Source organism: Desertivirga arenae, assembly GCF_017355785.1.
Taxonomy (GTDB): domain Bacteria; phylum Bacteroidota; class Bacteroidia; order Sphingobacteriales; family Sphingobacteriaceae; genus Desertivirga; species Desertivirga arenae.
This window is the reverse complement of record NZ_JAFEWE010000020.1, coordinates 39,964-66,297: the sequence shown is the minus strand read 5'-3', so window position 1 is coordinate 66,297 and position 26,334 is coordinate 39,964. Positions and strand designations below refer to the sequence as shown.

Here is a 26,334-nt window from a genome sequence, read left to right as displayed (position 1 = left end):
CATTTTTCTTTCCTATCACCTACACTATTCTTCTCCCAACCATTCACTTCAACACCAGCATACCTCAAATATCGATACAGGGTTGTTTTACTGCCAATATTCAGCATCTTGCAAATCTCCGCAGTGGAAAGGTTTGTGGTGTTATAAAGAGTGGCAGCTGTGGCCGCTAATTTCTTTGCATCTTCTGTCAGACCTTTAGGTCGGCCTCCAACTCTGCCCCTGGCTTTTGCAGAAGCAAGTCCAGCCTTCGTCCGTTCCCTTATGATCTCCCTTTCATTCTCGGCAAAAATAGAACTTAGCATATACCAGATCCTGCCCATAGAAGTAGAGGTATCGATACCTTCGACAATACTTTTAAATTCAATACCCTTTTCCCGGAACTCCACCATTAGCTTTATCAATTCCAGGGTTGTTCTTCCGAGCCGGTCAATTCTCCAAACGGTAACAGTATCACCTTTGCGTAGACCCTCAATCATTTTTAAATATTGAGGTCGCTCTTTTTCAGCTCCGGAAATCTTCTCTTTAAAGATCTGTTCGCATCCTGCTTTCTTCAAAGCTTCCACCTGGAGATCTAAATTCTGCTCGTTCTTCGATACCCTTACATAACCTATTTGCATTGTACACTTTAACGTTTCTTTTGCAATATAATGGAATTTGTTTTTGTATACGATATTAATGAACTAATAATAGGATTAAAAGGGAGGGAAAAGAACTGAAGTCAAGGAGTCCATTTTATCGTTCGTTTTGGTGGACTCATTCGCAGGCAAAGAAGGGAGCTTTAGTGGCTCAACAAGTTGGTATCAAAAAAGAAAAATACAAGTCTTTCTGGACCTACTTTTTGAACCCTCTTTTTGATTACTTTTCAAAGGGAATAAAAAGGAAGAGGCTAGGCCAGGAAGTTATGACTTTTTGGCTCTTTAAGTATTCTTGAAAACCACAATTATTTTCAACTTTAAATAATATTAAGCAGAACATGTCAGAGGAAATAGTTAAGTATGAATTTAAACATGGCCTACCCATCGAGTTTGAAATAGTAGATATTACTGAACTATATAGAGATAAGCGGGAGATGATTATTCGACCTCATCGAACTGGTTTCTATCATATTATATGGATTCAAAAGGGAGGTACTACCCATATAATCGACTTTCAATCTGTAACCGCCCCTGCAAATACTATTCTTTTCTTAAATAAGGATATAGTGCAGATGTTTAACCCTGAACCTTTCCAGGGACAAGCAATCTTATTTACCGAGGCTTTTTTTTCAAAATCAGATACAGACATAAAGTTTTTAAAGGAGAATGTTTTATTTAACGATCTGTTCTCCATTTCGAAGTTAGAACTTGATAGTGCTGGCGCGTCTTTTGAAGTGTTATTAACCCTTATGCAGGAGGAAGCTTTGAAAGCCGAAGATGCCTATCAATCCGGAATTCTAAAAAATTTCCTTCATAGCTTTTTGCTACTGGCTGAGCGGGAAAGAAGAAAGAATGGCTTTTTGGAAGTAAAGAAAGGAGCTGACAAAGATTATATTATTCTTTTTCGGGATCTTTTGGAGGGAAATTTCAAACATCAAAAGCAAGTAAACTTCTATGCCTCAAAGCTGAGCGTAACCGAAAAGCGGCTAAATCAGGCAACTTCAAAAATTTTGGGGAAGACCGTTAAACAGGTGATTGATGAGAGAGTGATGTTGGAAGCAAAGCGATTGCTGGCTCATACAACCGATAGCATAAAGGAAGTAGGCTTTACCCTTGGCTTTGAAGAGCCTACAAACTTCATAAAATATTTTAAAAAGCACAATTCCAGTACGCCCTTTGAATTCAGGGAGAACTTCTTATAGTAACTGGCGCAAAAGTATCATTCAAACGGCTGTTTCTACCTTTTCCAGGGCTTCAAGTCTTCCAATCTTTGTAGCAGAAAAAAACAAGGATATGAAATATTTCAAGCAGACTTTATTAACAATAACAGCAGCAATAACATTCAGTTCTTGCTCATCACAGGAAAGAGAAATAATAAAAAAAGAAACAGTCATGAATAAGAAACAACAAGTAGTAGCTTTATTAAAAGCTATTGAAACCGGAGCGGCAGAGCCAGTAGGTGTAATTAATGCAGCTAAATACAAACAACACAACTTAGCAATAGCAGATGGCTTGGCGGGCTTTGGTGCTGTTCTTGCTCAACTACCTAAAGGTTCCGCAAGGGTTAATACCGTAAGGGTATTTGAAGAGGGGAATTTTGTGTTCGCCCACACAGACTATAACTTCTTTGGTCCGAAAATAGGCTTTGACATCTTCCGCTTTGAGGATGGTAAAATTGTAGAGCACTGGGACAATTTACAAGAAAAGCCAGTGAACGCAAATCTGAGTGGGCGCACAATGACAGATGGGCCCCAAGAAGCATCTGAACTGGAAAAGACTGAAGCAAATAAAATATTAGTCAGAGCTTTCGTAGATGATATCCTGGTTAATGGAAAAATGGAAAAACTAGCGGGATACTTCAATGGTGATAACTACATTCAGCATAACCCACAAATTGCAGATCAATTGTCAGGCTTAGGACAGGCACTCGGAGAATGGGCTAAACAGGGAATTACGATGAAATATGATACCATTCATAAAGTATTAGGAGAAGGTAACTTTGTGCTGGTAGTAAGTGAAGGTCATTTAGCTGGTAAGCTAACTTCGTTCTACGATTTATTTAGAGTAGAAAAGGGAAAGATCGCTGAACACTGGGATGTGATAGAGCCAATCGCTCCACAAAGTGAATGGAAAAATCAGAACGGCAAATTTGGTTTTTAATTGAACATAATGAAAAACAGTAGAGCCCTTTCAGGGGCTTTACTGTTTTAACAGCTGCGACCCCAATAAATCAGATAAATTGATTAGAATTTAAAAGTCCATTTAAACGGTCGTTATTTAATAAGGATTTTGATACGGATGATATCAGTGCCTAGTTTCATCTGAGGTACTGGTTTTATTACACTAAGAAGCACACTTGGCAACTTTTTTTCGACTACGCCGTACACTAATCCATGCATTTAGAAAGGGTAAAGGAGCATCCAAAATATAAAAGCATTCCTGAAAAGTATAAAAATTTGTTTGTAGAGATCCTTGAGGATTATAACGATTTCTACGTCCAGAGTTCAGGATTAGCAGATCCGGATGTTATAGAGAGAAGGCTTGCAGCAATTCTAGGTAGTCTTAGACCTGACATTATAAAACCTAATGATTCCGGTACAGAAAATTTGAATAACGCTCCGGAACTCTTAACGCTGTTAGAACGAGAGGTCAATTCCATTAAACTTCAATTGAATGAGCTTGAAAAAGAGGCGAAGCACCGGGATGCGATGCTTTCTATCGCCAAGGCTGGAAGTTGGGAAGTAATGTTATCAGGCGACGTTTATAGCAATCAAAATTATTGGTCCGAGGAGCTTTTTCGAATATTAGGAATAGAACCAGGAAGCGTCGACCTAAATTATGATACTTATCTTAGTTTCATTCACCCCGAAGATATTTTATATTTTGAAACGGAAGTTCACCGCGCAATAGAGCTAAGAGGCCGTTATGATATTGAGTATCGGATTGTCTTGAAAAATGGATCACTGAAGTATGTAAGAGATATTGGAGAGGTAGTTGTAGATAGCGTTTCCGGCAGGGCTCCCAAGTTTGTTGGAATAACTTTCGATATTACTGAATTTAAGACGGCTCAATTTGAGGTTAAGAGAAGTGAGATCAAGTATAAATCTCTATTCGAAAACAACCCTGATATGGTTTACTATCAAAACAGGGATGGATATATCACTGATATCAACAATTCTGTCAAAACTCTATATGGTCTTCCCCCGGAAGCTGTTATTAATAAGCATTATTCATTCTTTGTTGAACCAGATAAAGTAGAAGCGTCTGAAAAACAATTACAAATTACCCTAAGGGGGCAACCGGTAACTTTTGAACAAGAACTCTTTATTCCTTCTTTAAGTAAAAGATGCTTCATTCATGTATCTAAAATTCCTGTTATTGTTGATGGAGAGGTCATTGGGATCCATAACATATCTAAAGACATTACAGATCTAAAATTAAGTTTGGAAAGGGTACAGGTGCAAACAGAAGAGCTTCAGGCAATTAATGAGGAACTGCAGGCACAATCCGAGGAGTTGACTGTTCAAACAGAGAATTTAAACGAACTAAACAGAGCCCTTTACGAAGAAAGGGCAAAGGCAGATAAAGCAAATCAGGCAAAAAGCTCGTTCCTGGCAACGATGAGTCATGAAATTCGTACGCCAATGAATGGGGTAATTGGTATGGCTAAGCTTTTAACCTCAACGTCTTTAAATAGCGAGCAGGAGGAATATGTAGATATAATAAGCAAAAGCGGAGATGCATTACTATCATTAATTAACGATATTCTGGATTATTCTAAGATAGAAGCTGGTCATCTCGAGTTAGAGCACCACGATTTTAATCTGACTGAATGCATTGAATCAGTAATGGATGTCTTTGCTGTCAAAGCTGCAGATAAAGGTCTAGACTTGATTTATACCACTGATCCCGCAATCAATTCCAATATCATGGGAGACAGTCATCGTTTGCGCCAGGTCTTGATTAATTTAATAAATAACGCAATTAAGTTTACTGTTTCGGGAGAGGTGTTGGTGAAAGTAGGCCTGGAACAATCTAAAGGGAAAGGGCTTTTTCTTAATTTCAACGTGATTGATACAGGGATTGGAATCCCCGAAAATAAAATTTCCCGTCTTTTCAAAGCATTTTCCCAGGTAGATTCATCAACAACCAGAAAATATGGAGGGACAGGTCTTGGCCTAGTTATATCAGAACGGCTTGTTAATCTAATGGGAGGAAAAATAGAAGTAAACAGCATTGTGGGTGCTGGAAGTACTTTTTCATTCGATATTCCATATCAGCCGTCAGAAAGCATAAAAAGTAATATGCGGATCCTTTCAGAGGATATTAAGAACAAAAGAATACTTATTGTTAATGATAATCGGAACTATCTTGATATTTTAAAAGCCCAGCTAGAGCATTGGGGATTGGTTGCAATATGCAAAGAAACACCTAAAGAAGCGCTTGAAATCGTCTCGCAAAACACCCGTTTCGACCTTATTTTTACAGATAAAGTGCTTCCGGAAATGGATGGAGTGGAACTGGCAGAAGCGATTAAGAAGATCCAGCCGTATGTTCCTATCGTTCTTTTTAGCACCGTAGGAGATGTGACCCGAACGAAGTTTTCGCATTTATTTTCCTCCGTACTAACGAAGCCGGTCAAGGAAAATTTGCTGTACAATACTATTCAGACTGAACTTAATAAAAGCAAAACTGGTTTAAAGGGACCAGATATACCAAATATTTCAAATGTTCCTACCCCTTTCTCCGAAGATTTTGCTGAAATCTATCCTCAGAGAATATTGGTAGCAGAGGATAACCTGATTAATCAGAAGCTAATATCAAGAGTTCTAAATAAGTTAGGCTATTCCCTTGATATGGCAAATAACGGAGTCGAAGCAGTTAACATTCTTAAGCTAAAAGAATATGATCTAGTTTTGATGGATGTATTGATGCCTGATATGGACGGATTGGAGGCAACTAAAGTGATCCGGTCAATGAAACTTGAACAACCACGGATTGTAGCTATGACTGCTAATGCCTCGGCTGAGGACCGGGAAGAATGTTTAAATGCTGGAATGGACGATTTTGCAACAAAACCTTTAAAACTCGAAGACCTTAAAGCGATATTGAAGCAGACCTTACTGCATAAAGTCTAATAAGAAATTTTTATCCTAAAAAACAAGTCATTGATCAAGCTTTTTTTTCGATTATTATTCTGCCCCCTGGGCTTCCATAAATGGAAATACCGATACGATGGCGAGAGAAAAAAATGTAGCTTCTGTAGAAAACGGATCGATATAATTCCTCTGAAACAAATTAACAAGAGTTCTGGTGCTATCGATTGAAGAAAGTAAAACTATCTTATTATATGAATAATGGTATTTATAAGCCTGTTTTTGGTTATTTGCTATTTGGAATACTCTGGATTATTCTAAGCGACCGGATAGTACATGTTTTTAATGAGAAGATAGATGAAGCGTTTTTTCAAACGGCTAAGGGAGCTTTGTTCGTTTTGACGAGTAGCGCACTGCTTTTTGTATTGCTAGCCATTCACAAGAAGAAGCTTTGCATTTCAGAGGAACAGTATAGGTACTTATTTTTCTCCAATCCAAATCCTATGTGGATTTATGACCTTGGTACTCTTAATTTTTTAGAATGCAACGATGCCGCAGTTCGGCAGTATGGATATAGTCAGGAGGAATTTAAAAAGATGACCATTTTAGACATCCGACCAGCCGAAGACTGGGAAAAAGTGCGTGAAACAACTAAGAGGATGCCCGAAACTTTCCATGTCTCAGGAGATTGGTGTCACATAAAGAAAAATGGGAAAAGAATTATTGTTTCTATTAAGTCACATAAAATTAAGTTTAATGGAATTGAAGCTGTTATGGTTATGGCACAAGATATTACTGTTCGGGCTAAGTATGAAGAAACAATAAAAGAAGCATATCAAATAGAAAAAAAGCTAAAAGAGGAACTCCAGCAACATATCTTACTGATTAAACAGGCTGGTTTAGAGAATCAGAAATTAGCAGAAATAGTAGATAGGATAAATAATATTGTCATAATAACGGACCCCTATGGGGTTGTTACTTGGGTAAACAAAGCGTTTGTGAAAATCACAGGTTACACCTATGAAGAGGCCATTGGCAATACACTTCATTTTCTACAAGGACCGAAAACGGAACTTGGAATCCAAAAAAAAATAATGGAATCGCTTGAAAAGAACCGCTTTGAAGATTTTGAGGTCCTGAATTACACTAAAGATGGACACGAATATTGGGTTAGCCTCAACATCTCCCCGGTACTTGACGAGCACAGCAGGTTGGAAAGGTACATTTCTGTTCAAAGTGTTATCACTGAAAGAAAAAAGCGAGAAGAACAAATAAGAGATTATAATGAAGCGATAAAAAAATTAGCTTGGACGAATTCTCATGAAGTTAGACGGCCTGTAGCTTCTATACTAAGCCTGGTAGATATTGCTAATTCAACGGATGAACTACAGGAGATAAAGGAATTACAATCCCTCATTGGAAAATGCACTGCTGATTTGGACGAACTAATAAAGGAAATGGCTTTAGAAATTTCAAGATATGAAGTTCGCCTGTCTGAATCTACTATAACAGACCCTTAATACTTCTGCTGAATTAGTAGAAGTTATCGATACTATTACATATTAGAACAGCTTTAATAGTAAAGTAGCATGTATTTTCTTCCCCATATTGGGTAAAAGGCAAAATAGGAGTTCTCAACTCTAAAGATGGATGAGTTGTAGCTGCTAATAGAGAAGCTTTCATTTTGCGAGTTGTTATACCAAGCAAGTTAGATTTATGGAAAAGCTGATTCCTTTTGGTATAATTTTGGCATTCGTATATACATTCTACATTTTACCTATGAAAAAGAAGGAACTGGTCTTAATCGGTTCCTTTTAATTTTCCATTTAAATCATCTGCACACTTCAAATACTAAGACCACTTATTCTAGTCCTGTTATCATTACCGAAAAGGATCATTTAAATAGCGGAGAGCTTACAGCTTCTAATCCCGACAGACAATTAAGGTAAAGTCAGAAGAATGAAAGAGTCTGATACATTAGGCATACCTGCATTATTGAACTTATCATTAGTTTAAAAATGGGCTGGAATACTCCAGCCCTACATCTACCTAAAAACAATATTGCCTGGAAAGCAATGCTGCTAGTACTTCAAATCAACTTTTAAGGTTACATTTTTCCTGCTTATTTGTAAGAAAAGAATTGATTCTGCATAATTCTGGAAATCAAATAGTAAGGATGTACAATAACGATTGTATCAGGGGAGAATATCAAAATGGATATATTTCCTAAAGCCCGGTCTTTAAGTAGCTTCTGAACTTGGACCTACTCCAAATTTTTGGCAATTAAAAACTTTCTTAATAAAACCATAACACCAAACTTATCTATTCCTGGAAATCATATTTATAAAATTAGGGAATTATTAAAAACAATATAAAACACCACCGCTTTAATAATCAATTTTCTAAGGGTAAAGTAAATAGAAAAAGGGAGTTGTTCCCATAACACTCCCATTTTGATACAACCAGCTTAAAACAGCAACTTAGTCCTTAGTTTAAAGTACTGATGGTTTTAGTGACGGTTCTAATTTGAAGTTATAATAGAAATATTTTTTAGGCATTTTGATTAAATTTTATAACTTTCAGTTATAGATCCATTTATGTAAGAAATGCTTAATTTAAACTGGAAGCAAAAAAAAGAATTATACAGACTGCAGAGCATTGGTACTGAAAAAAGGCGGCTTTTTAATGAAATCGAGCAAAAGGTGCGGTTTTCACAGTTTTCAGATAAAGAATTAGCTGAACAATTTGATAAAGCAACACAAGAATTAATTGAGGCCTCTAGTCACCTCGATGTTTTCATTGAAACTCCGGATCTCGAAGTATAAGTGTCAAACTTATCACTATAAGATTTAATGAGACTTGTACTTGAATTGGAGGGAGAATGACCATTTCAATACCTCTATAACCATATTTAAAATAGGTCCAGAAGCAGCTGTTTCTCTTTTAAGATACGAATACGTTGACCTTATTAATACTATTTTCAGTTAGGGAAGGAGTACTCTTTAGCAAAAAATACTATTAGCTTCAGCAAGATGGACTTTCTAATATAATCATAAAACAAGTATATTACTTCATTTTAACTAACTTTCCCTTGTTATAGTCGTAAGAAATATTAGAGAGAACTATTACAAGGAGTAAATGCAGGGCAATGATATATATTATAGGTACTTAAATCAATGCCGGAAAGGAATTAACCTTACAAAAAGATTGCAAGTTTCCCATCGTCTACTCATAGATGATACCGGGACAACTCAATTTTTATTTTACTATGAAGAATTAGCTTTTGTGTATCTGAAACTAATAATACTTATAGCTAGTTCGGAGCGTGGCGAGTATGATGACAAAGAGCCATCTATGCTAGCAAAATCTGAGAAGTCTGACTTTAAGTTACCTTATGCCATTAACTTTTTCGAGTCTAACCGAGAGTTTCTGATAAGCTGGTTTAATGCATTCCCACATAAATATATATTCACCTTTGATTTCAACTATTTGGATTTGACACTTAACTTTTTAGAAAAAGCAATACGGTTGTATGAAGAAGAGCTGGTGAAGAGAATTAATCTTCCTGGGTAGTTATATCTATAAAAAGACTCTTACAGATGGATAATCGATTGTATTAGATTAATTTAAATAGATTATCTCCTGTTTACAATAGCCTTTAATATTTCGTTAGATAACGGTTTTGAATAAAATCCTTTAACGGCAGGATAACATTGTGATTTGGCCACATCATTTGGATCAATAGAGGAGGTAACGATAAAAACGCTGATTTCTTTATTAACCAATGCCCTTAAGTTTTCAAACATCTCTAAAAAATCCCATCCATTTACATCCGGCATATTTAAATCCAGTAAAATTATATCGGGAAGATTCATTGCTTCGTAATAGGCGTCTACTAAATCAATTAATGCTGTCTTTGGATCAATATAGCTCTTGAATTTCCTAAATGTCTTATGATGTTTTATCAATATTTCTGCTAGATAATGATGAGTAGGATCATCATCAATAAGGATTAGTTCTGCCATTGTCGAAGCGACAAATCTAAAGAAAATTATCAGGTATCAGTGAAGTCAGAGGCAGTAGACCAACTGCGGCCTACTGTTATTTATTAAATAACGTTAATTGTACGGGCTGAAGTTAAAGAAGTTAGGTTGGTTAAGGGAGGTTTGGTTTCTAGAAAATGACCCTGACTTTACTTTCTATTTCTACTATATTTCCGATATTGTGTCCCACAAATAATTGTGATAAGGTTTAGGTTGCCCTGCTGCTCTCATAGCTACAGGGCTTTTTTGTGCGCTAGGCAGGGCACTCCGCTAATTGAGAATGCTATCCGTCCGATTGCCCTGGGCGGAAGAACCATTTTCTTGCAGGAAGTTATAATGCTGCTACCCGTGCAGAAATAAATCGTGGATTAAAGTGTTCCAAAATATTTTTTCATTAACACAATATTTGAAAAACCTTGACGTTAAGCTTCTACTGGCCCATAAAGGAAAGCTAGGTTAGTTGGACTATTAAGAAAACGAGTGGTCTCTTTAACTTACCCATCACTTTTATATCTCCTATCGACAAAGTCCCCTTCCATTTCTCTCATTTAATTATTCATTTTCATGACTTGCAGGAAAAGTGATAAAGATTACATCTATTCTTAATTTGCCTCACTTAAGTATCTACCCTATTTTCATTACTTTGTACTAATTGTAAAATGAGAGTAACAGCTTATAATATAGACACAAGGGAGAAGCAGCCACTTGCCCTGGCTAATAGAAGGAAGCATCAGATTACGCTGGTTACCAATTTTTTAAACAACGATACTGTCGGATATGCCAGTAACAAGGAAGCAATAATTGTATCTTCTAAAAATTTTTTTAGACAAAGAAGTGCTTGATAGGCTGGCTGCCTACGGAATTAAGTATATCCTGATAATCGCCCCTCAAATTTCAGCTGAGGTGAATCAGTTCGGACACACTACTGTTGATAGGGCGCTAGAATACTGGCCATTTTTGTTGAGTTCTACTGATCTAGAATACTCCATTGAAGTAGGAGCAGAAGCAATAATTTCAGTTTTAGACGGATGGGACAGCATCGTTCCACCGAAAATAGTTAATGGTTAATTTCTCCCCGCTTTCCTATACGAGTGAGTGACCTGTAGCTGCCGTGTTAGCTCTCCTTTATTTATGTCTCTTTGAATACCATATATCTCGATCATTGGCCAATTATCCGTCATTAAGTATTAGATTATGTTAAGAGGTGAAGGTAACAATTTCTGCATATCCTTCGTAAAAAGGGCAACTAACTAATCAATAGAAAACTTAAGTCCTTCTTTATGGCAGCCACAGACACTGAAGTTTGGTGCATGGTGTTTGTAAGTTCAACGATAAAAGACACCACACCTGAAATGACCCATAGTATTTTAGAAACAGTGCGAAAAGAGCGACGAGAGGCAAATCTTTCCGGATTGACGATTTTTGCAGGTGGAAATAACCTTATTCTGGTTGAGGGAGAAAAAGCAGAGGTTTATAAAGAATATGAACAGGCAAAAAAACATCCTGCACATCATAGCATGATTAAGTTATATGATGGGGCTCTGCCCTGTCGCTTCTTCGAAGATAGCCCATTAGCGCTTAAGGTAATTGGGGGGGAAGGCTTCCGGGGCCTGGATAGTTTCATTACAGAGGAACAGAAAGAATATTTTGATGAATTCTTGACCATGGAGCATGCCGTGGCCCGACTATGTAAGGATTTTATAAGGAACAATACCTAGTATGGCAGTAGTAATCCGCATAATGAATACTCTTAGCGGGTAGAAGGAGCGATCGTTAGAAGTTATAATCCGGAATCAGGCGAGTATTACCTTACTCTTCATGGAAGCTCTATAGGCTGCAAACTTTTTAAATGCCAGAGGATCGTTTGATTGCGGAAGAATAACGATTCTTCCTATACTTTGGAGTATACCATAAAAAGGGCATTTTAACAGAGTGAAAAGGGTAGTTGTGTTTGAGCAGAATCAGGACATTTTGGAGGTAGTTACGCATGTTTTGGTTAATGAAAGATATTAGGTAAAGGGATTCAGTTCTGAAGAAGATTTTCTAAGTTATACTTCAGTAGCTATGCCTGATTTAATCCTTTTAGATGTTATCCATGTAACTCCTGAAGGAACTGACCTCTGCAGAAAGCTTAAAGCTCTTGATTCTATTAAGCATATACCTGTTATTGTTTTATCTACACATAACAAAGCTATCCAGACAAAGAAAATCTGTGCAGATGAAGTTATTCCAAAACCCTTCGATATCGATATCCTGCTGCAGGTTGTAGAAAATCATCTGGCAGCGTAGCGGTATTAGGCGGAAAGTCATCGAAACTATAACTTGCCCAACTTTAAATAGGAAAATGAGTTCCCTTCCTCATCCAGGTGCAACAAGTTTTGGCTTGATTAATGAGTTTTAAACTAACAAAGCTACTTTTACCCCTACTGGATAAGAATTGAGTACAATAGAAATGGATTCGAGGTTAAATAGGATAAGACAATTGGAAGACGAGCACGGATTTGGACTAGTAGGGACATACCTACTGGACTATCAGAAGAAAATAGTGTATGCAGATAAAACTTTAAGTGCTATGTACGGGTTGCCGTTTGATGAAGCAGGTATCCCACTAGCTGATTTCTTAAAAAACATCGATGAAGAGGACCTTCAACGCGCCAATCAGTTGAGAGAGGCTCAAATAAATAAAAGCGAGCCCTACCAGATTGAATACCGGATTAGAATCTCCTCTAAGGACACGAAGTGGGTTTTAGCAAGAGCTAAGGCCAAGATGATGGATGGAGATCTTTTTTATGAGGGCATAGTGGTTGACGTAACTTCAGGCAAAGAAGCAGATATTGCACTGCAAAATCAAAACAAACTGATTAAGACTATCACCGACAATGCGACTTCTGCCCTGTTTTTAATGAATGACAAAGGGTATTGTACTTTTATGAACCCAGCCGCCGAAACCATGTTTGGCTACACATTAACGGAGATTAAAAGTAAACCTCTGCACTATTTAATACATCATCATTACCCTGATGGTAGGGAGTATCCAATGGAAGAATGCCCACTGGATAGGGCGCTACCACAAAACTTCGAAATGCGTGCGCATGAAGATCTTTTTTTTCGTAAAGACGGAACTTCTCTCCCTGTACTCTGCGCTGCCAGCCCTATTTTCGAAAATGGAATTCCGGTGGCAACAGTGATCGAAGTTCGAGATATTTCAGAGCAGAAGAAAGCAAACATGCTCCTGCAAACCCATGCAGAACGTCTTGAAATATTAAACTCGATAGGTTTATCAATTTCAGAGAGTTTAGACTTGCAGGAAATACTACAAAAGGTTACCGATGCAGTAACTAAACTGACAGGCGCCAATTTTGGGGCTTTCTTCTATAATACGATTAATGCATCTGGCGAGGCTTTTTTACTATATACATTGTCGGGAGCCCCGAGAGAGGCCTTTGAAAAGTTTGGCACACCGCGCAATACTGCTGTTTTTCATCCCACTTTTGCCGGCGACGGCGTAGTCAGGGTAGCTGATATCACTAAGGATCCACGCTATGGCAAAAATGCGCCGAATAATGGAATGCCTAAAGGGCATCTTCCGGTTGTTAGCTATCTGGCTGTACCGGTAATTTCTAAGTCCGGTAAAGTTATTGGAGGACTATTTTTGGGCCATAAGGATGCAGATGTATTTACCGCAGAACACGAGAATTTAGTCCTGGGGCTTGCTTCGCAAGCGGCAATAGCCCTGGATAATGCAAAATTATACGAAGAGGTAAAAGAACTTAGTTTAAAAAAAGATGAGTTTTTGTCTATCGCCAGTCATGAACTTAAAACTCCCCTTACGAGTATAAAAGCCTTCAACCAGTTGATGCAGCGCACGAAAGACTCCACAAAGTTGCCGGATTTTGTTCAAAAGTCTGCCGAGCATATTTGCAGATTGGAGAAGCTTATTAATGACCTTTTGGATGTTAGTAAGATCAATGCCGGAAAGATGCAATATAGTATGGAGCAATTCAACTTTAGGCAGATTATTACAGATTGTGTGGAGAGTGTTCAGCACCTTGCTCCCTCTCATAAAATTTCTGTTGAAAATGTTGTTGACGTTCTATATACGGGCGATCGTTTGAGGCTGGAACAGGTATTAAATAACTTTTTGACCAATGCGATTAAATACTCTCCTGGTGGGGAAAGGGTATTAGTTAACAGCACATTACAAGGTGATAATCTCATAGTTTCGGTACAGGATTTTGGTATCGGAATTCCTCAGGACCATCTGGATAAATTATTTGACAGATACTACAGGGTAGATAACACCTCAATGCGGTTTGAAGGCTTGGGATTAGGTTTATTTATATCATCTGAAATATTGAAGCGCCATGGTGGCGACTTTTGGATTGAAAGTGAACAGGGGAAAGGCTCAACCTTCTTTTTCAGGCTGCCACTTGAAAGGCAGGGGGAAGCGGAGGTAACAGAGACAGAGATCTCTTATAAAGATTCTTCTATTACCATTCTATATAACCAGCAGGACGATCGAATTGAAGTGGATTGGAAAGGCTTTCAAAATTTTTCTTCGGTCCAGAACGGCTGTATGAAAATGTTGGAAATATTAAAAAAGAATAAGTGTTATAAAGTAATTAATGATAACAGAAATGTTCAGGGAACCTGGTCAGAAGCAGCAGAATGGGTAGGTCGGGAATGGTTTCCTATGATGGAAGAGGCTGGTCTCCGTTACTTTGCATGGATCTTCTCTCCCAGCACTTTCAGCCAATTATCCGCTAAAAAGAGCGTAGATATAAAAGAGGGTAGGGTGATCACCGAATTTTTTACAGATATCAGTTTGGCTGAGAAATGGTTGGACGGGAAATGAGCATATTCCACTTTGACCTAAAAGAGAAAAACCTTTGTTTTTCTCTTTTAGTAAACATACAAATTTTAGATGCGAGCTAGTCGGTTAGAGGGAAATATGTCCCTGGCTATATTTGTGCTTTTTCGTATGATTCAATTTCCTCTATTCGTCGTTCAAGCTCTCTTGTAACATTACTGGCAAGCCATTCCAATCTCTTATACTCGTCACCCCGAAACTTACGAGGCCTTGTATCGATTACACAAAATGCTCCAATCTTATATCCTTCTTTTGACAATATAGGTGCAGCAGCATAAAACCGCAGTCCGAATGCCCCGGTTACGAAAGGGTGAGCAAGCAAGCACTGGGCCTGACTCGCATCTTCAAAAATTGTAGTATCATCGTTTAATATGGCAAGGGAGCAAACACTCAACTCGCGTGGGACTTCCGCTCCAGCCTGGCCTCTCTTATCTGCTTTGGTCCATACCCGGTTCCCATCAACAAAATTTATCAGGGCAATGGGAGTATTGAATATGGTTGCTGCAAGAGCAGCCATATTGCCAAATACCTGATCGTGCCCGGTATCAAGGATTTTATACTTATAAAGGCTTTCAAGACGCTTGCTTTCATTAGGCGGAATAATATCCAAGTCAAAAAACTTCATCATTACTTATTTGTGTAGGTGGTTTATAAAATGGTTCCTTTACTACTTAAAAACGTTAAATGTTGGCAAATTGTTCTACTAAATACGCTCTGGAGAATATCATGACGATTAACCATAAGAATATCAGAGATCTTTACCCATGTAGCAAAATCCTCAATAGCTTCGTAAGGGTATCTAACATTCCGGTAAGAGAAAAAAGTACTATTAAGAATAAAACATCATAATATGGAAAGGGGGATTTCAAAGTTTTTGAAACCAGCACTAATTTTAATTGATATTCAAAAAGCGTTTGACAATTTAAACTATTGGGGAGGACAAAGAAACAACCCCAATGCCGAAAATAATGCTAGTAAACTTTTGAAGTTCTGGAGGGACAGCAATCTTCCAATTTTTCACATCAAGCACTGTTCTTCAAATCCAGCGTCATTGCTTCATGAGTCTAACGAAGGAAATGAATTTAAAGAAATTGTCGAGCCAATTAAAGGCGAAAGAATAATTAAAAAAAGTGTTAATAGTGCTTTTATTAATACGGACTTAAAAGAACTACTGGACTGGGAGAAAATCACTCAGCTTGTAATCGTAGGACTAACCACAGACCATTGTGTATCCACAACTGTTAGAATGGCGGGCAATTACGGCTATGAAACGTACTTAGTTTCGGATGCAACTGCAACCTTTAACAAAAAAGGCTTGGGTGGTCAGAACTTTTCTGCAGAATTGATACATGAAACAGCCCTGGCCAGTTTAAAGGATGAATTTGCGACTGTTATTTCCACTGACTTAATAACCAGCCAATATACTAAGGGTGAGGGCACTCTGAATTCTATATATCTAAAATGAAAGTCACGCATTAACATTATTTATTTGAAAAACAGGGAATGAATCAAACCAAACATCAATAATTAAATAACAATATATCTTTAATGATGATAGCAAACACACCACAACCTCCTTACTATGCTGTAATATTTAGCTCAATTAGAACAGAAGTAAATGATGGTTATTCTGAAATGGCTGATTTAATGGTAGAATTAGCCCGTGAGCAAGAAGGGTTTATCGGGGTTGAAAGCGCAAGAAATGAACTTGGAATTACTGTTTCTTACTGGAAAGATTTGGATTCGATTAGAAAATGGAAACAGAATTCTGACCATCTGATTGCGCAAAATAAAGGAAGATCTGATTGGTATAAACATTATAAAACGAGAATAGCCAAAGTTGAAAGGGACTATGGTTTTGATAAATAAATCAGAAATGCATGGTATGTAAGATGAATGTTAATAGAGCATCCCCTTTTGAAGTCTTGTGTACTAATTCATTTACCTGAATTTAAGGTAGTTTTGTAGCTGTTAGCTGACTTGCAGGTATTTTCTCTGTAAGCCTTCTTATTTTTGCGAGTGACCCATTCAAACACCGATTCATTTTATACCAGTAAAGAATTTCATACTTTTTTTGAAAATTCACCGCGTTCGTTGGTACTCAAGGCCGATGCGCCTCGTTTTACCATTTTGGCGGTCAGTGATACTTACTTAAACCTCGTACACAAGCAACGCCGAGAAATATTGGGTAAAGGCCTTTTTGAGGCGTTCCCTGGAAGCGAGGGTGATCCGTCGGAGCAGAATAGTGTTCAAAGTTCATTTATGCGCGTCATCGCAACAAGGGTGCCGGACGAGCTGCCCATATTCAAATATGAAATAGTTGTTGACAACACAGGTAGGAAAGAAACACACTACTGGACAAATTTAAATGAACCTATTTTAGATGAGGAAGGTAACGTGGCTTACCTTATTAACACAACCACAAACATCACGGGCCGTATAAGGTTGGAGCAGGCTGTCGAAGAGAGCGAAGCCCGCTTTCGTATCATGGCCGAAGGAACCAATATCTATATAGCCATGGCCGACCAGGAAAGTAATGCAATTTATTTCAACCAGGCATGGAGCAGATTAACCGGCCGGACAGTTGAAGATTTAATGGCTTATAGTTGGGTAGATTTGCTACACCCGGAAGATAAAGACCGGTACCTTAAAATTTACCTTGATGCATTCAAGGTGAAAGGTCCCTTCCATGGCGACTTTCGTATATTGAATAAAGATGGAGAGTACCGGTGGTTATTAGCTGATGGTTCAGCACGCTGGCATACAGACGGTTCATTTGCGGGATATGTCAGTGCATCTATCGATATTACCGAGCAAAAGCAAAGCGAGCAGCGCAAAAATGACTTTATCTCGATGGTAAGCCACGAGCTGAAAACGCCACTAACTTCCATGAAGAGCTTTGTTCAGGTATTACAGAGAAAAGCTCAAAAAGACGGGGATGAGCTAACTGTATCGATGCTGGATAAAGCTGACAAACAAGTTAGCCGAATGACCAGGCTAATCAACGGCTTCCTAAACCTATCACGACTGGAATCAGCCGGGATCTTTATTGATTGCAAACATGTGGATCTGGCTGAATTGATTAAAGAAGCGAAGGAAGATGCCTTAGCTCATATCAGCAGCCACCAGGTAGTTTTTGCGCCTGTTGAACCCACTATAGTAAATGCTGACCCAGATAAGATCGCCCAGGTGATACAAAACTTAATTAGTAATGCGGCCAAATACTCTACACCGGGTAGCACTATACAGGTTGCATGTGTAGCGCAGGACGGAAAGGCGGTTATCAGTGTGAAGGATGAAGGTCAGGGTATCTGCAAAGAGGACTTACCTAAACTGTTTGAGCGCTATTACCGGGTTGAAAATAACGAAAGCAGGCACATTGCAGGCTTCGGTATAGGCCTTTACTTATGTTGTGAAATTATCAAGCGACACGAAGGGAATATCTGGGCGGAAAGTGAGTTAGGCAATGGAAGCACATTTTATTTTTCCATTCCTACAGTGTATTAATGGGTAGGCTGGGACTGCATTTAAGTGGATTCATACTTTTTCTTTCATAAAAACTGCAGCCACTTTAATAATTATAAATTCTGCTAAAAATTTAAAAGTCCATTTTAACGGTGGTTTTTTTGATCGCGAGGTTATGTAGCCAGCTAAAACACCAGTTATATAGTTCAAAAAAATGGTGTCAAATAAGAAAATACTAGTGTTTATGAAGCTAGTTTTTGAACTATGTTAATCGGGTGCCTTAACGCCAAAGGCAAGAAATGAGGTATGGCCAGAAAGCTATGACTTTCTGGGCCAGATAAGTTCTAAGATGAAAAACAATGCTATTCACTTAGAATAATTTTTTACGATCTTTAATTATTTCTTAATCAATTTTTCTCAACAACCAGGAAGAAAAGTTGGCAACAGTATAAAACACTTCGTCTGGCTCCAGTTCAATTAATTTTTCCGCCTCGGTGGTTTCTGCCCAAGCTGCTGCAATCACGGCAACTCCAGCTGCTCTGCTGGCTGTTATATCGCTGGGTGCATCGCCAACATAAATTACTTCCTCTTTTTCAATGTCACTCCAACCGTCAAGTAGTAGTTTGATAGCCTCTGCTTTCCTGGATCCTTTTGGAGAGCCGGTCTCAATCACCTCAAAAAAGTGGCGCATCTTGAAATGGTTCAGGGAAACATCGGCGCTTTTTTGTCCTTTTCCCGTTACCATCGCTATTCGCACTCCTCTATTTTTTAAAATAGCCAGTAGTTCCTCTATTCCGTCAAAAGGCACGGGGAAGTTTGGATGCAACCTTTCGTAATGATAAAGGTAATCTGCAACTCCCTTTTCATAATGATCGGGGATTAAGGCCATAATAGTCCCCTCTTCCGAGGGTCCAAAGGTGGATATTATTTCAGAATCGGAAACTGAACGGTTAATGAGTGGCTGTACGGAATGGCGGAAAGCTTCGATACAAAGAGGCAAGGTATCGGCCAGTGTTCCATCCAGGTCAAATATTACAGCTTTGATTTTTGATATCATTTTTAAGTTTATAGAAATCGTTTTATTTTTATTCTTTTAAGAGCCACTAGGTTTTCAAAAGGGTCAATTCCTCGAATTGTTCAATTGAACTGTCAAAGCTATTCTTTGCCATATCTTCCAATGGCCACTTTCGCAGCTCCTCAGACAGAACTTCCACTCCCCAATGTCCTTCGTATCCAGTATTTCTGATTGCCGTTATAAATCCTTTCTGATCGAAGACGCCTTTTCCGGGAAGCTTTCTTCTATAAATAGTATCCTGCCAAAGTGGCGAAATGGGATATTTGTCAGCATCATTCAACTCAATTGATTTAATGTATTTGCCCGGAACTTTGCTAAGCTCGGCATAGGAAATATTTCCCCTGTTGATGTGCCAGATATCTAACAATAACCCTCCATTAGGATGATCAGCACCCTGGGCAATGCCTAAACCGGTTTCCAGGCTCCTGATATTGCTAAAAGGCATTATCTCCAAAGCAATATTAGTTCCATGATCCACTGCTTCCTGAGCAAGACTGCCGAACTCATCAATCATCAAAGAAATGTTATTATGGCTTTCATCTAGATGTAATCCTGGAGCTATTTTGATATTTGTAGCTTCTAAAATCTCGGCTGCAGCCATCAATTCCTTCTTCATTTGATCAGATTCCTGACGTTCCTTTCCTGTAGCGAACCACCCTCCCAGGAACTCAAACTCCAGTCGCGTGATACCATTACTGTGCAAAATATTCTTCATTTCTTTTAAGCCAATCCTGTTAGCTGTCGAAATCAAATCAGCGTGGACTAGACCAACACCTTTATATCCTGCACCTGCAGCGGCCTCAACACGATGGGCGAAGTCAAAAGGGCTTATTTCTGTAGGCCCAAAAGGATAGATATCTCCTGCAATGGTAAAATAAGCTGCCAATAGCTCAATTTTTGAATTTTCCATCTCTTTTATCGTTAAGTGCAAACGTCAGAATAATACTGCTTGTCCCGTTTGCTTAATGTTTATTTTATACAAAGCTATCAGTAATAAAACCCGTAAATTTGTAAAATCATTCCATTTTTTGGTAATAGTATGTTATAAATGAAGGTTTTTAGGCAATTTGATCCTCTTTTGGTAGATGATGTTAAAGAAACTTCATTTACCTGCTCTCATCATTCCCATACTTACTACGAGATAGTATATATCCATTCAGGGGAGGGCCAACATTTGTTTAACAATGATAAGGTGGCCTACACTGCTGGAGATCTTTTTCTAATAGCTCCTGGAGACCAGCATTCGTTTCAGATCCAAGAACCGACTCATTTTACCTACATAAAATTTACAGAGGCATACTTTGAAAGTAAAAAACATCTTTCTCCCGACGAGTTCAAAGTAGGTTCTCCAGAGATTTTGATGGAAATGAAATGGCTGAAAGACGTTAAAATTGAGCTATACGAACCTTGCAGGGAGATTTTGCATGCTACCATTAACAATATAATCCTATACAGCTCTTATCGGGAACTGGCTTCTTCACCGATTGTCTATTACCAGTTACTGAGCATTTTTGGAATAATCAGAGAAGTATTAAAATCAAGAAACAATAATGTAAACAAAGCAGAGTTAAATTTCGAAAAGCTGCTTTCCTACCTTCACGAAAACATTTATGACAGGGAGAAACTATTAGTTAGAAACGTGTCAGCTTATTTCCATATATCAGTCACCTATTTTAGCAATTACTTCAAGCGAAACTTCGGTATTTCATATCAGGATTACCTGGACAATTACAGGGTAATGCTCATAGAAAAGAGGCTAGCTGTTGGGGGACTAAAGCTAAAAGAGATCGCCCGGGAGTTTGGTTTTACAGATGTGAGTCACCTTTCTAAAGCTTTCAAGAGAGTTAAGGGAGTTACACCTAAAAAGTATGAAGCAAAAAGCTAGTTCAAGACAGGATACTGTTAATAAGAATAATGCCTTGCTTCCAAAAGTATTATCCTTTTCTCAAGCACTAACAACCTCTATTTTATTTTAAAACAGTTTAGAGTATTCCGCCAGAATAATGAAGCAAGAGTTTGGTAAGCATCTTATTTAATGATGGTGTTCATCAGAGCCTTATTCCGGAATTCCTTCGGATTTACCCCCAACTTTTTATTGAAAGATTTAATGAGATGGCTTTCGTCAAAGAAATCAAATTCATCTGCAATTTCACGTAAAGTGCAATTCCCAGATAAAAGCCGCTCTTGGATCAGCTTCAAACGATATTCGCCTATATAATCTTTATAGGAGATACCAAAAGTCCTTTTAAAATATTTACTAAAGTAACCTGGGGAAATCGAGAACTGATTAGCTATTGATGAAATGGATAGCTTACTACGACTAAGAATATTCTCATGCACATAAGTGCTTACGGCTTCGGAAGAAGGGTGTGCGCCTGATTTCCTTTCAGGGATTCTTAGTGCAAAGGTCTTGAGCAAATTTAATATGGAGAGTAATTGAAAGAATATGACCGGAGAAAAACTAGCGTCCGGCATTTTTTCACAATAGAGCACAATATTTTCTACCGTATTTTTTAAGATCTCTTTAAAAGGGTCCTGCAGCTCTACTCTTGTTTCTTTAAACAGCTTTAGTTGGTTAATAGAGGAGGGTGCAAAATAATTGCTTGCTTCTTCAACCAAATACCGGTGGTTATGATAATAGCTTTCTGTGAACTTGATGAAAGTGAAGTGCGTGCTAATGCTAATGTCGAAGAAATGATGATCTCCAGGGGTCAGTATAAATAGATTGCCATCACAATAGGGAACGATATTGCCGTTCAAATGATGCATTCCCTTCCCCGATCGGATAAAAACCAACTCAAAATAGGTATGGGAATGATCCGGATAACTATAAACTGACTCCTCAAAGTCATCAATGAGTAAGGAATCAAATTGCCTAAGAATTCGCATGTCTTAAATATACAACAACGTGTCGTTTTTATACAGTTTTCTTACAGCATGTCTAATCTATTTTCGCCCGCAATTATAAGGTTTGAATTTTGATTGGAATGAGAAAAAGTTTATTTGCGTTAGCACTGGGGGGATTAAGTATCGGGACAACGGAGTATGTAGTAATGGGACTATTGCCTGAAATGGCAAGAGATTTTAATCAAACTATTCCTCAAACGGGACATTTGATATCATCATATGCCTTGGGAGTTGTCATAGGTGCCCCCCTTTTGGTAGCTATCAGTAGCAATTACCCACCCAAAAAGGTATTGTTGTTTTTAATGTCCATTTTCGTGCTGTTTAATGGTCTCTCTGCACTTGTACCCAACCATCACCTGATGTTTTTTGTTCGCCTGCTCAGCGGCTTACCTCATGGAGCTTTCTTTGGCGTTGGCTCTGTTGTTGCCAGTCGTATTGCCAGTAAAGGCAAGGAAGCCCAAGCTATATCGGTAATGTTTGCCGGCCTGACTGTTGCAAACTTGATGATGGTACCAATTGGAACCTATATCGGTCATCACTATTCCTGGCGGTTTACATTTGGTCTAATAGCTATCTTAGGCATAATAACTGTAGCCTCAATTGCCTTTTGGCTGCCGGATCTTCCAGTAGTGCGAAAAGGGAACCTACGTAATGAGCTCCAATTTTTTGGCCGGACAGAAGCTTGGCTGCTCATCTTAATTACCTCTATCGGTACCGGAGGCTTATTTGCATGGATTAGTTATATTGCTCCTTTGCTAATAGAGGTGACTCGATTTGATCCCTCAGCAGTTCCTTATATTTTGGCCCTGGCAGGGGTGGGTATGTTGGTGGGAAATGCGGCTGGTGGGAAACTAGCCGACAAGTTTCCGCCTATAAAAGCATGTATCATTAGCTTTACAGCTATAGGGATTTGTCTTGCAATCAATTATTTTGTGTCTTCAGATAAGGTTTTTACCACCTTGATGACTTTTATTACAGGTGCTATCACCTTTACCTTGGCTACTCCCATACAACTGTTGATGATTAAGACAGCAGCAGAGGCAGAAATGCTCGGAGCCTCTGTTTCTCAGGCCTCCTTCAATATTGGCAATGCACTGGGCGCCTTTTTAGGAGGTCTGCCAATTGCAGCAGGTCTAGGGCTTACTTCTCCCTTACTAGTCGGCATACTGATGACATTATGTGGAGTCGGGTTTACAGTTGGCCTTATTAGACTGCAAGGTAGAAAGGTTATTTAATGAAAAGCATATTCAAACTGAAGTAGATGTTTTTGAACCTATTTTTTGGACCTTTAATTATGAGACATACTTCAAGGCTGAGAAAGTTATGTTACTTTCTGGACCTGCTCTTTCTTTCATGAAAACTGCAGCGATTTCAATAATTGAAATAAAACAGCTGAATTTAAAAGTCCATTTTAACGGTCGTTAAAAAGCACTGAAATGGCAAACAGCAGCCATAATTGTAGGAAAATTAGTTTTTAAGGTTTAATGAACTAAATAATAGGGCCGATATGATAATTATTACCAATAGAAATAATAAAAATTACTATTAGTCCGAATCATTCTTCTACTAATATATTTACTCGACTGAGCATCATTCCTTCAATATTTAGTTTACATTGTTGTTTACTTTCAGCTTTGAGTTTACTAGCTTTAAAGTACGGTTTTGGTAAACTGGATTAATAAATGGAAATAGCATTTTTCAAAAGGCATCAAAGAGGCGAGATCTACCATTATTATAAAGTGTATGGAGGCCCCGGTAAGACAAAGCATGGATACCAGGAGGTAATCAACTTTTTGAATGAGAAGCCCATTATTTCTATTGAACACAATTACCCGTATGATCCCATTAATCCGGATAAGCCGTTTGAACTTACCGGAACCTGGTGCACCTATGAGGTAGGTACTCCTATTTCTGACGCGGAATATCTAGAAGCATATAAGAAAGCTACTGCCCATCTATTCACCATAATATAGAAAACTTTTTTCAAGCTAGATTGATTCTAGCCCTTCTCTGTTTTATACGTAATTATGTTTGAGAATTTTTATTATCTTTACATTATCATTCTGGTTCCTACTCTGTAGGATTAAAAGGGAATTTGGTGAAAATCCAAAACAGTTGCCGCTGCTGTAAATAACTTAGGTTATAAGTCAGAAGACCTGCCACGAATAGTCTTATCTTGTTTTAGGTAATGATTGTTTGTGGAAGGAGGCATCGGTTCTATTTCCCTTGTTACTTCCTCTCCCCTTTATTTTTAACAAGTTATAAGGCTAATTGGAGCATTAACCTTTTAATTGGCTTATCATGGGCACTAAAAAAAATAATAAGAGTGACAGTAAGATTGATAAAATTACTGGAAAGCATACTATCAATATCATCCTAGCCATGCTTTTTATAATTACGTTGCTTTCCTTTGTTGCGATGTATAGCATCAATGGTGATTTACCATCAAATATATCCTCCATTTTCTCAACCCTTCTTGCCGGACTAGTAGGTTCCTTTAGAGGCAATAATTTTAGGAATTAGATCATGCTGCAGATTCAATGGACTTAATCTTTCTTTTAGATGAATTTTTAAAACTTGAAATAGTCCTTAAATCTGAAAATCTTAACTTAGATTTTTCTTCAACTGAGGGGCGATTAATAGCAAGTATTTTTGGGGCAGTCTCCGAATTTGAAAGGCATTTAATCAGAGGAAGAACATACGCAGGTTTAAAACATGCCAGGGCGCAGGGAAGGATTGGTGGCAAGCCAGAAGGATTATCTGATAGTGCTAAAAAGGCAGCAGCAAAAGCTTACGAGCTTAGATTGAAGGGCCTGACAACAGAGGAGATTCTGGGGGCAACAGGAATAAAAAGTAAGAGAACTTTATATAAATATATACGATACTGAAAGATTAGCCGAACTGACAGGAAGGCCAGTAGCAGAAAATGGCCTGCAATTAGTAGCCGAGAGATAATAAAGGCAACGGGCCTTGAAGAGCAGTTATTTATTGCGCTTTAGATAAATAAAAAACCCGTACTATGAGAGCACGGGTTAACCTAAACCTTATCACAATTATTTGTGGAGACTAATATCTGAAATATTAAATAAAAAGAAAAAAGAAAAGGGAGGTGTTTTCACCTCCCTTATTCTAAAAACCAAACCTCACCTTAATCAATCTATGAAATATTTTTCTTTCTAAACCAATACGTTGTTCTACGTATTGAGAAAGCAATAGTTACATAATTAATAGAGGTATATTTTAAGGAATCTTAATCGTTGTAGTGCTAGTATCCCAGCCTTGATTAACTTTAATAGAGAAACTTGGAGTAGCATTACCCGTTGATAATCCCGTAAATAGCTTTCCTTGTATAGTAACTTTCTTATTCTTAATGAAAGGAACATTGTTCACCTGCTTGGACAATAACGCGTTATTCTTAGCATCGTAAGCTGTGACCTCAACAGATGTAGATACACCGTCATCATTAGGTAAAGCGAAAGTGGTAAAAGTCTTATTAAATTTCCGGCGGTCGGAACTAGCTATTGTAAATGTAGCTACCCTGGATGGTGCGCTACTCATAGAATAGTTGCCGGTAACCATATAAACTCCTCCTTCATTTTTAGTTATAATACTGATTTTGCTCACTACTGAAGGAATCGAATCTTCCACTACAAGATCGATCCCTGATACAATCCTATCAAGGGTAACCTCTTGGGTAGTGGGCTCATTTACCTTAATTTCATCTATTCTTTTGAAAAAAAGATCGTAAGTTCTGGTGCCTGTACTAATGTAATCCTGGCCGATGTAGTTGTTTGCGTCATTCCAGGAGAATCCGCCTGTAGAGGCAGCAAAGGCTGCCTTATAAGTTCCTACCGGTAAATCCACTGTAATCGTTCCGAAATTTAGTGCTGTTTTAGTTTGGTTTATCACCGTAAAGGGTGTTCCATCTTTGTCATAAATCTTGCAGCTAAGATAATCAGCATGTTTTTTTACTGAATCAGCAAGCGTCGTAGATGCAGATTTGAAATCACCAACAGAAACGTTAAGATCGGAGATACTAAAAGTCACAGGAATCTTCTCTTTCTCGGTCTTAGCAGCATTTGTGTCATCCTTAGAACAGCTGGAAAATAGAAATAGGGCTAATGACAAGAATAGTAAGTGTTTTTTCATAAGAATTTAAGTGTTAGATGTAGGCAATAAAGGTAAAAAAATAAACCATTATGAAATATCAGCTTTGAGAGTCTTACTTTTGCGGAAAATTTAA

At 38.1% G+C, this 26,334-nt stretch carries 24 protein-coding genes, 1 pseudogene and 1 riboswitch; of the genes and pseudogenes, 18 read left to right on the top strand and 7 right to left on the bottom strand.

The genetic code is table 11. The annotated features are described in order from the left end of the window. Positions 1-617 (bottom strand): recombinase family protein (locus J4N24_RS24285; protein WP_207536331.1); only part of this gene is annotated, 617 nt, incomplete at its 3' end. 356 nt (positions 618-973) lie between these two features. Here J4N24_RS24285 and J4N24_RS24280 point away from each other — a divergent pair. The 6 genes from J4N24_RS24280 to J4N24_RS24255 all read left to right on the top strand — a co-directional run bounded on the left by J4N24_RS24280 (position 974) and on the right by J4N24_RS24255 (position 9,304). Further along, on the top strand, positions 974-1,837 hold the full coding sequence (locus tag J4N24_RS24280) for a helix-turn-helix domain-containing protein (RefSeq protein ID WP_207536330.1): 864 nt from the start codon (positions 974-976) through the stop codon (positions 1,835-1,837). Positions 1,838-2,027: 190 nt separating this feature from the next. Further along, a complete protein-coding gene (locus tag J4N24_RS24275) occupies positions 2,028-2,795 on the top strand; it encodes a nuclear transport factor 2 family protein (protein ID WP_207536329.1) in 768 nt (255 codons plus the stop codon). Positions 2,796-3,028: 233 nt separating this feature from the next. Next, positions 3,029-5,773 carry a response regulator gene (locus J4N24_RS24270; protein ID WP_207424131.1) on the top strand — a complete coding sequence of 915 codons (2,745 nt, stop codon included), beginning with the start codon at positions 3,029-3,031 and terminating at the stop codon, positions 5,771-5,773. A 212-nt stretch (positions 5,774-5,985) separates the two neighbouring features. After that, positions 5,986-7,251 (top strand): PAS domain S-box protein, encoded by a 1,266-nt coding sequence (locus tag J4N24_RS24265; RefSeq protein ID WP_207424132.1) that lies wholly within the window; start codon positions 5,986-5,988, stop codon positions 7,249-7,251. A 1,086-nt stretch (positions 7,252-8,337) separates the two neighbouring features. Next, on the top strand, positions 8,338-8,556 hold the full coding sequence (locus tag J4N24_RS24260) for a hypothetical protein (protein WP_207536328.1): 219 nt from the start codon (positions 8,338-8,340) through the stop codon (positions 8,554-8,556). Between the two features lie 529 nt (positions 8,557-9,085). Next, on the top strand, positions 9,086-9,304 hold the full coding sequence (locus tag J4N24_RS24255) for a hypothetical protein (protein WP_207536327.1): 219 nt from the start codon (positions 9,086-9,088) through the stop codon (positions 9,302-9,304). Positions 9,305-9,366: 62 nt separating this feature from the next. On the opposite strand, the gene J4N24_RS24250 is transcribed toward J4N24_RS24255, so the two are convergent. Further along, positions 9,367-9,756 (bottom strand): response regulator, encoded by a 390-nt coding sequence (locus J4N24_RS24250; protein WP_207536326.1) that lies wholly within the window; start codon positions 9,754-9,756, stop codon positions 9,367-9,369. 819 nt (positions 9,757-10,575) lie between these two features. Between J4N24_RS24250 and J4N24_RS24245 the strand changes: the two genes are divergently transcribed. The 4 genes and pseudogenes from J4N24_RS24245 (at position 10,576) to J4N24_RS24230 (ending at position 14,629) form a co-directional block, all read left to right on the top strand. Continuing rightward, positions 10,576-10,842, top strand: coding sequence for a hypothetical protein (locus J4N24_RS24245; RefSeq protein WP_207536325.1), 267 nt, complete (start codon positions 10,576-10,578; stop codon positions 10,840-10,842). A gap of 212 nt (positions 10,843-11,054) precedes the next feature. Continuing rightward, on the top strand, positions 11,055-11,492 hold the full coding sequence (locus J4N24_RS24240) for a BLUF domain-containing protein (RefSeq protein WP_207536324.1): 438 nt from the start codon (positions 11,055-11,057) through the stop codon (positions 11,490-11,492). Positions 11,493-11,802: 310 nt separating this feature from the next. After that, positions 11,803-12,063 (top strand): annotated as a pseudogene (locus J4N24_RS24235) (response regulator); the annotation flags it as partial. A gap of 163 nt (positions 12,064-12,226) precedes the next feature. After that, complete coding sequence (locus J4N24_RS24230) at positions 12,227-14,629, top strand: ATP-binding protein (protein ID WP_207536323.1); 2,403 nt, start codon at positions 12,227-12,229, stop codon at positions 14,627-14,629. Between the two features lie 106 nt (positions 14,630-14,735). Here the strand turns inward: J4N24_RS24230 and J4N24_RS24225 are convergent, their stop codons facing one another. Then, the gene (locus tag J4N24_RS24225; protein ID WP_207536322.1) at positions 14,736-15,272 is read right to left on the bottom strand and encodes a GAF domain-containing protein; all 537 of its coding nucleotides are present in this window, start codon (positions 15,270-15,272) and stop codon (positions 14,736-14,738) included. 222 nt (positions 15,273-15,494) lie between these two features. On the opposite strand from J4N24_RS24225, the gene J4N24_RS24220 reads away from it, so the two are divergent. The 3 genes from J4N24_RS24220 (at position 15,495) to J4N24_RS24210 (ending at position 18,151) form a co-directional block, all read left to right on the top strand. Further along, on the top strand, positions 15,495-16,109 hold the full coding sequence (locus J4N24_RS24220; protein ID WP_207536321.1) for a cysteine hydrolase family protein: 615 nt from the start codon (positions 15,495-15,497) through the stop codon (positions 16,107-16,109). 83 nt (positions 16,110-16,192) lie between these two features. Further along, the gene (locus tag J4N24_RS24215) at positions 16,193-16,513 is read left to right on the top strand and encodes an antibiotic biosynthesis monooxygenase family protein (protein WP_242691795.1); all 321 of its coding nucleotides are present in this window, start codon (positions 16,193-16,195) and stop codon (positions 16,511-16,513) included. A gap of 150 nt (positions 16,514-16,663) precedes the next feature. Beyond that, entirely contained in the window at positions 16,664-18,151 is a 1,488-nt protein-coding gene (locus tag J4N24_RS24210; RefSeq protein ID WP_207536320.1) for an ATP-binding protein, read from the top strand. A 361-nt stretch (positions 18,152-18,512) separates the two neighbouring features. Here the strand turns inward: J4N24_RS24210 and J4N24_RS24205 are convergent, their stop codons facing one another. Beyond that, on the bottom strand, positions 18,513-19,166 hold the full coding sequence (locus J4N24_RS24205; RefSeq protein ID WP_207536319.1) for an HAD family hydrolase: 654 nt from the start codon (positions 19,164-19,166) through the stop codon (positions 18,513-18,515). Between the two features lie 46 nt (positions 19,167-19,212). Further along, positions 19,213-20,094 carry a sugar phosphate isomerase/epimerase family protein gene (locus J4N24_RS24200; protein ID WP_207536318.1) on the bottom strand — a complete coding sequence of 294 codons (882 nt, stop codon included), beginning with the start codon at positions 20,092-20,094 and terminating at the stop codon, positions 19,213-19,215. Positions 20,095-20,232: 138 nt separating this feature from the next. On the opposite strand from J4N24_RS24200, the gene J4N24_RS24195 reads away from it, so the two are divergent. Next, positions 20,233-21,069 (top strand): helix-turn-helix domain-containing protein, encoded by an 837-nt coding sequence (locus J4N24_RS24195; protein ID WP_207536317.1) that lies wholly within the window; start codon positions 20,233-20,235, stop codon positions 21,067-21,069. A 143-nt stretch (positions 21,070-21,212) separates the two neighbouring features. Here J4N24_RS24195 and J4N24_RS24190 read toward each other — a convergent pair whose 3' ends face one another. Beyond that, positions 21,213-22,073 (bottom strand): helix-turn-helix domain-containing protein, encoded by an 861-nt coding sequence (locus J4N24_RS24190; RefSeq protein WP_207536316.1) that lies wholly within the window; start codon positions 22,071-22,073, stop codon positions 21,213-21,215. 98 nt (positions 22,074-22,171) lie between these two features. Between J4N24_RS24190 and J4N24_RS24185 the strand changes: the two genes are divergently transcribed. The 4 genes from J4N24_RS24185 to J4N24_RS24170 all read left to right on the top strand — a co-directional run bounded on the left by J4N24_RS24185 (position 22,172) and on the right by J4N24_RS24170 (position 24,979). Next, positions 22,172-23,326: an MFS transporter gene (locus J4N24_RS24185; RefSeq protein ID WP_207536333.1), complete on the top strand. Its 1,155-nt coding sequence runs from the start codon at positions 22,172-22,174 to the stop codon at positions 23,324-23,326. Between the two features lie 447 nt (positions 23,327-23,773). Next, positions 23,774-24,064, top strand: coding sequence for a hypothetical protein (locus J4N24_RS24180; RefSeq protein WP_207536315.1), 291 nt, complete (start codon positions 23,774-23,776; stop codon positions 24,062-24,064). A gap of 74 nt (positions 24,065-24,138) precedes the next feature. Beyond that, positions 24,139-24,269, top strand: a riboswitch (cobalamin riboswitch). Between the two features lie 123 nt (positions 24,270-24,392). Then, complete coding sequence (locus tag J4N24_RS24175; protein WP_207536314.1) at positions 24,393-24,614, top strand: hypothetical protein; 222 nt, start codon at positions 24,393-24,395, stop codon at positions 24,612-24,614. A gap of 17 nt (positions 24,615-24,631) precedes the next feature. Continuing rightward, positions 24,632-24,979: a recombinase family protein gene (locus J4N24_RS24170; RefSeq protein WP_207536313.1), complete on the top strand. Its 348-nt coding sequence runs from the start codon at positions 24,632-24,634 to the stop codon at positions 24,977-24,979. A gap of 352 nt (positions 24,980-25,331) precedes the next feature. On the opposite strand, the gene J4N24_RS24165 is transcribed toward J4N24_RS24170, so the two are convergent. Beyond that, positions 25,332-26,240, bottom strand: coding sequence for a FimB/Mfa2 family fimbrial subunit (locus J4N24_RS24165; RefSeq protein ID WP_207536312.1), 909 nt, complete (start codon positions 26,238-26,240; stop codon positions 25,332-25,334). Positions 26,241-26,334: the final 94 nt, after the last annotated feature.

Coding starts and splice junctions, on each gene's coding strand:
- J4N24_RS24250 (WP_207536326.1), bottom strand. CDS start 9,756: ATGGCAGAACTAATCCTTATTGATGATGATCCTACTCATCATTATCTA.
- J4N24_RS24195 (WP_207536317.1), top strand. CDS start 20,233: ATGAAGGTTTTTAGGCAATTTGATCCTCTTTTGGTAGATGATGTTAAA.
- J4N24_RS24185 (WP_207536333.1), top strand. CDS start 22,172: ATGAGAAAAAGTTTATTTGCGTTAGCACTGGGGGGATTAAGTATCGGG.
- J4N24_RS24270 (WP_207424131.1), top strand. CDS start 3,029: ATGCATTTAGAAAGGGTAAAGGAGCATCCAAAATATAAAAGCATTCCT.
- J4N24_RS24280 (WP_207536330.1), top strand. CDS start 974: ATGTCAGAGGAAATAGTTAAGTATGAATTTAAACATGGCCTACCCATC.
- J4N24_RS24170 (WP_207536313.1), top strand. CDS start 24,632: ATGGACTTAATCTTTCTTTTAGATGAATTTTTAAAACTTGAAATAGTC.
- J4N24_RS24260 (WP_207536328.1), top strand. CDS start 8,338: ATGCTTAATTTAAACTGGAAGCAAAAAAAAGAATTATACAGACTGCAG.
- J4N24_RS24175 (WP_207536314.1), top strand. CDS start 24,393: ATGGGCACTAAAAAAAATAATAAGAGTGACAGTAAGATTGATAAAATT.
- J4N24_RS24200 (WP_207536318.1), bottom strand. CDS start 20,094: ATGGAAAATTCAAAAATTGAGCTATTGGCAGCTTATTTTACCATTGCA.
- J4N24_RS24205 (WP_207536319.1), bottom strand. CDS start 19,166: ATGATATCAAAAATCAAAGCTGTAATATTTGACCTGGATGGAACACTG.
- J4N24_RS24225 (WP_207536322.1), bottom strand. CDS start 15,272: ATGATGAAGTTTTTTGACTTGGATATTATTCCGCCTAATGAAAGCAAG.
- J4N24_RS24255 (WP_207536327.1), top strand. CDS start 9,086: ATGCTAGCAAAATCTGAGAAGTCTGACTTTAAGTTACCTTATGCCATT.
- J4N24_RS24265 (WP_207424132.1), top strand. CDS start 5,986: ATGAATAATGGTATTTATAAGCCTGTTTTTGGTTATTTGCTATTTGGA.
- J4N24_RS24240 (WP_207536324.1), top strand. CDS start 11,055: ATGGCAGCCACAGACACTGAAGTTTGGTGCATGGTGTTTGTAAGTTCA.
- J4N24_RS24275 (WP_207536329.1), top strand. CDS start 2,028: ATGAATAAGAAACAACAAGTAGTAGCTTTATTAAAAGCTATTGAAACC.
- J4N24_RS24180 (WP_207536315.1), top strand. CDS start 23,774: ATGGAAATAGCATTTTTCAAAAGGCATCAAAGAGGCGAGATCTACCAT.
- J4N24_RS24215 (WP_242691795.1), top strand. CDS start 16,193: ATGATGATAGCAAACACACCACAACCTCCTTACTATGCTGTAATATTT.
- J4N24_RS24165 (WP_207536312.1), bottom strand. CDS start 26,240: ATGAAAAAACACTTACTATTCTTGTCATTAGCCCTATTTCTATTTTCC.
- J4N24_RS24230 (WP_207536323.1), top strand. CDS start 12,227: ATGGATTCGAGGTTAAATAGGATAAGACAATTGGAAGACGAGCACGGA.
- J4N24_RS24190 (WP_207536316.1), bottom strand. CDS start 22,073: ATGCGAATTCTTAGGCAATTTGATTCCTTACTCATTGATGACTTTGAG.
- J4N24_RS24220 (WP_207536321.1), top strand. CDS start 15,495: ATGGAAAGGGGGATTTCAAAGTTTTTGAAACCAGCACTAATTTTAATT.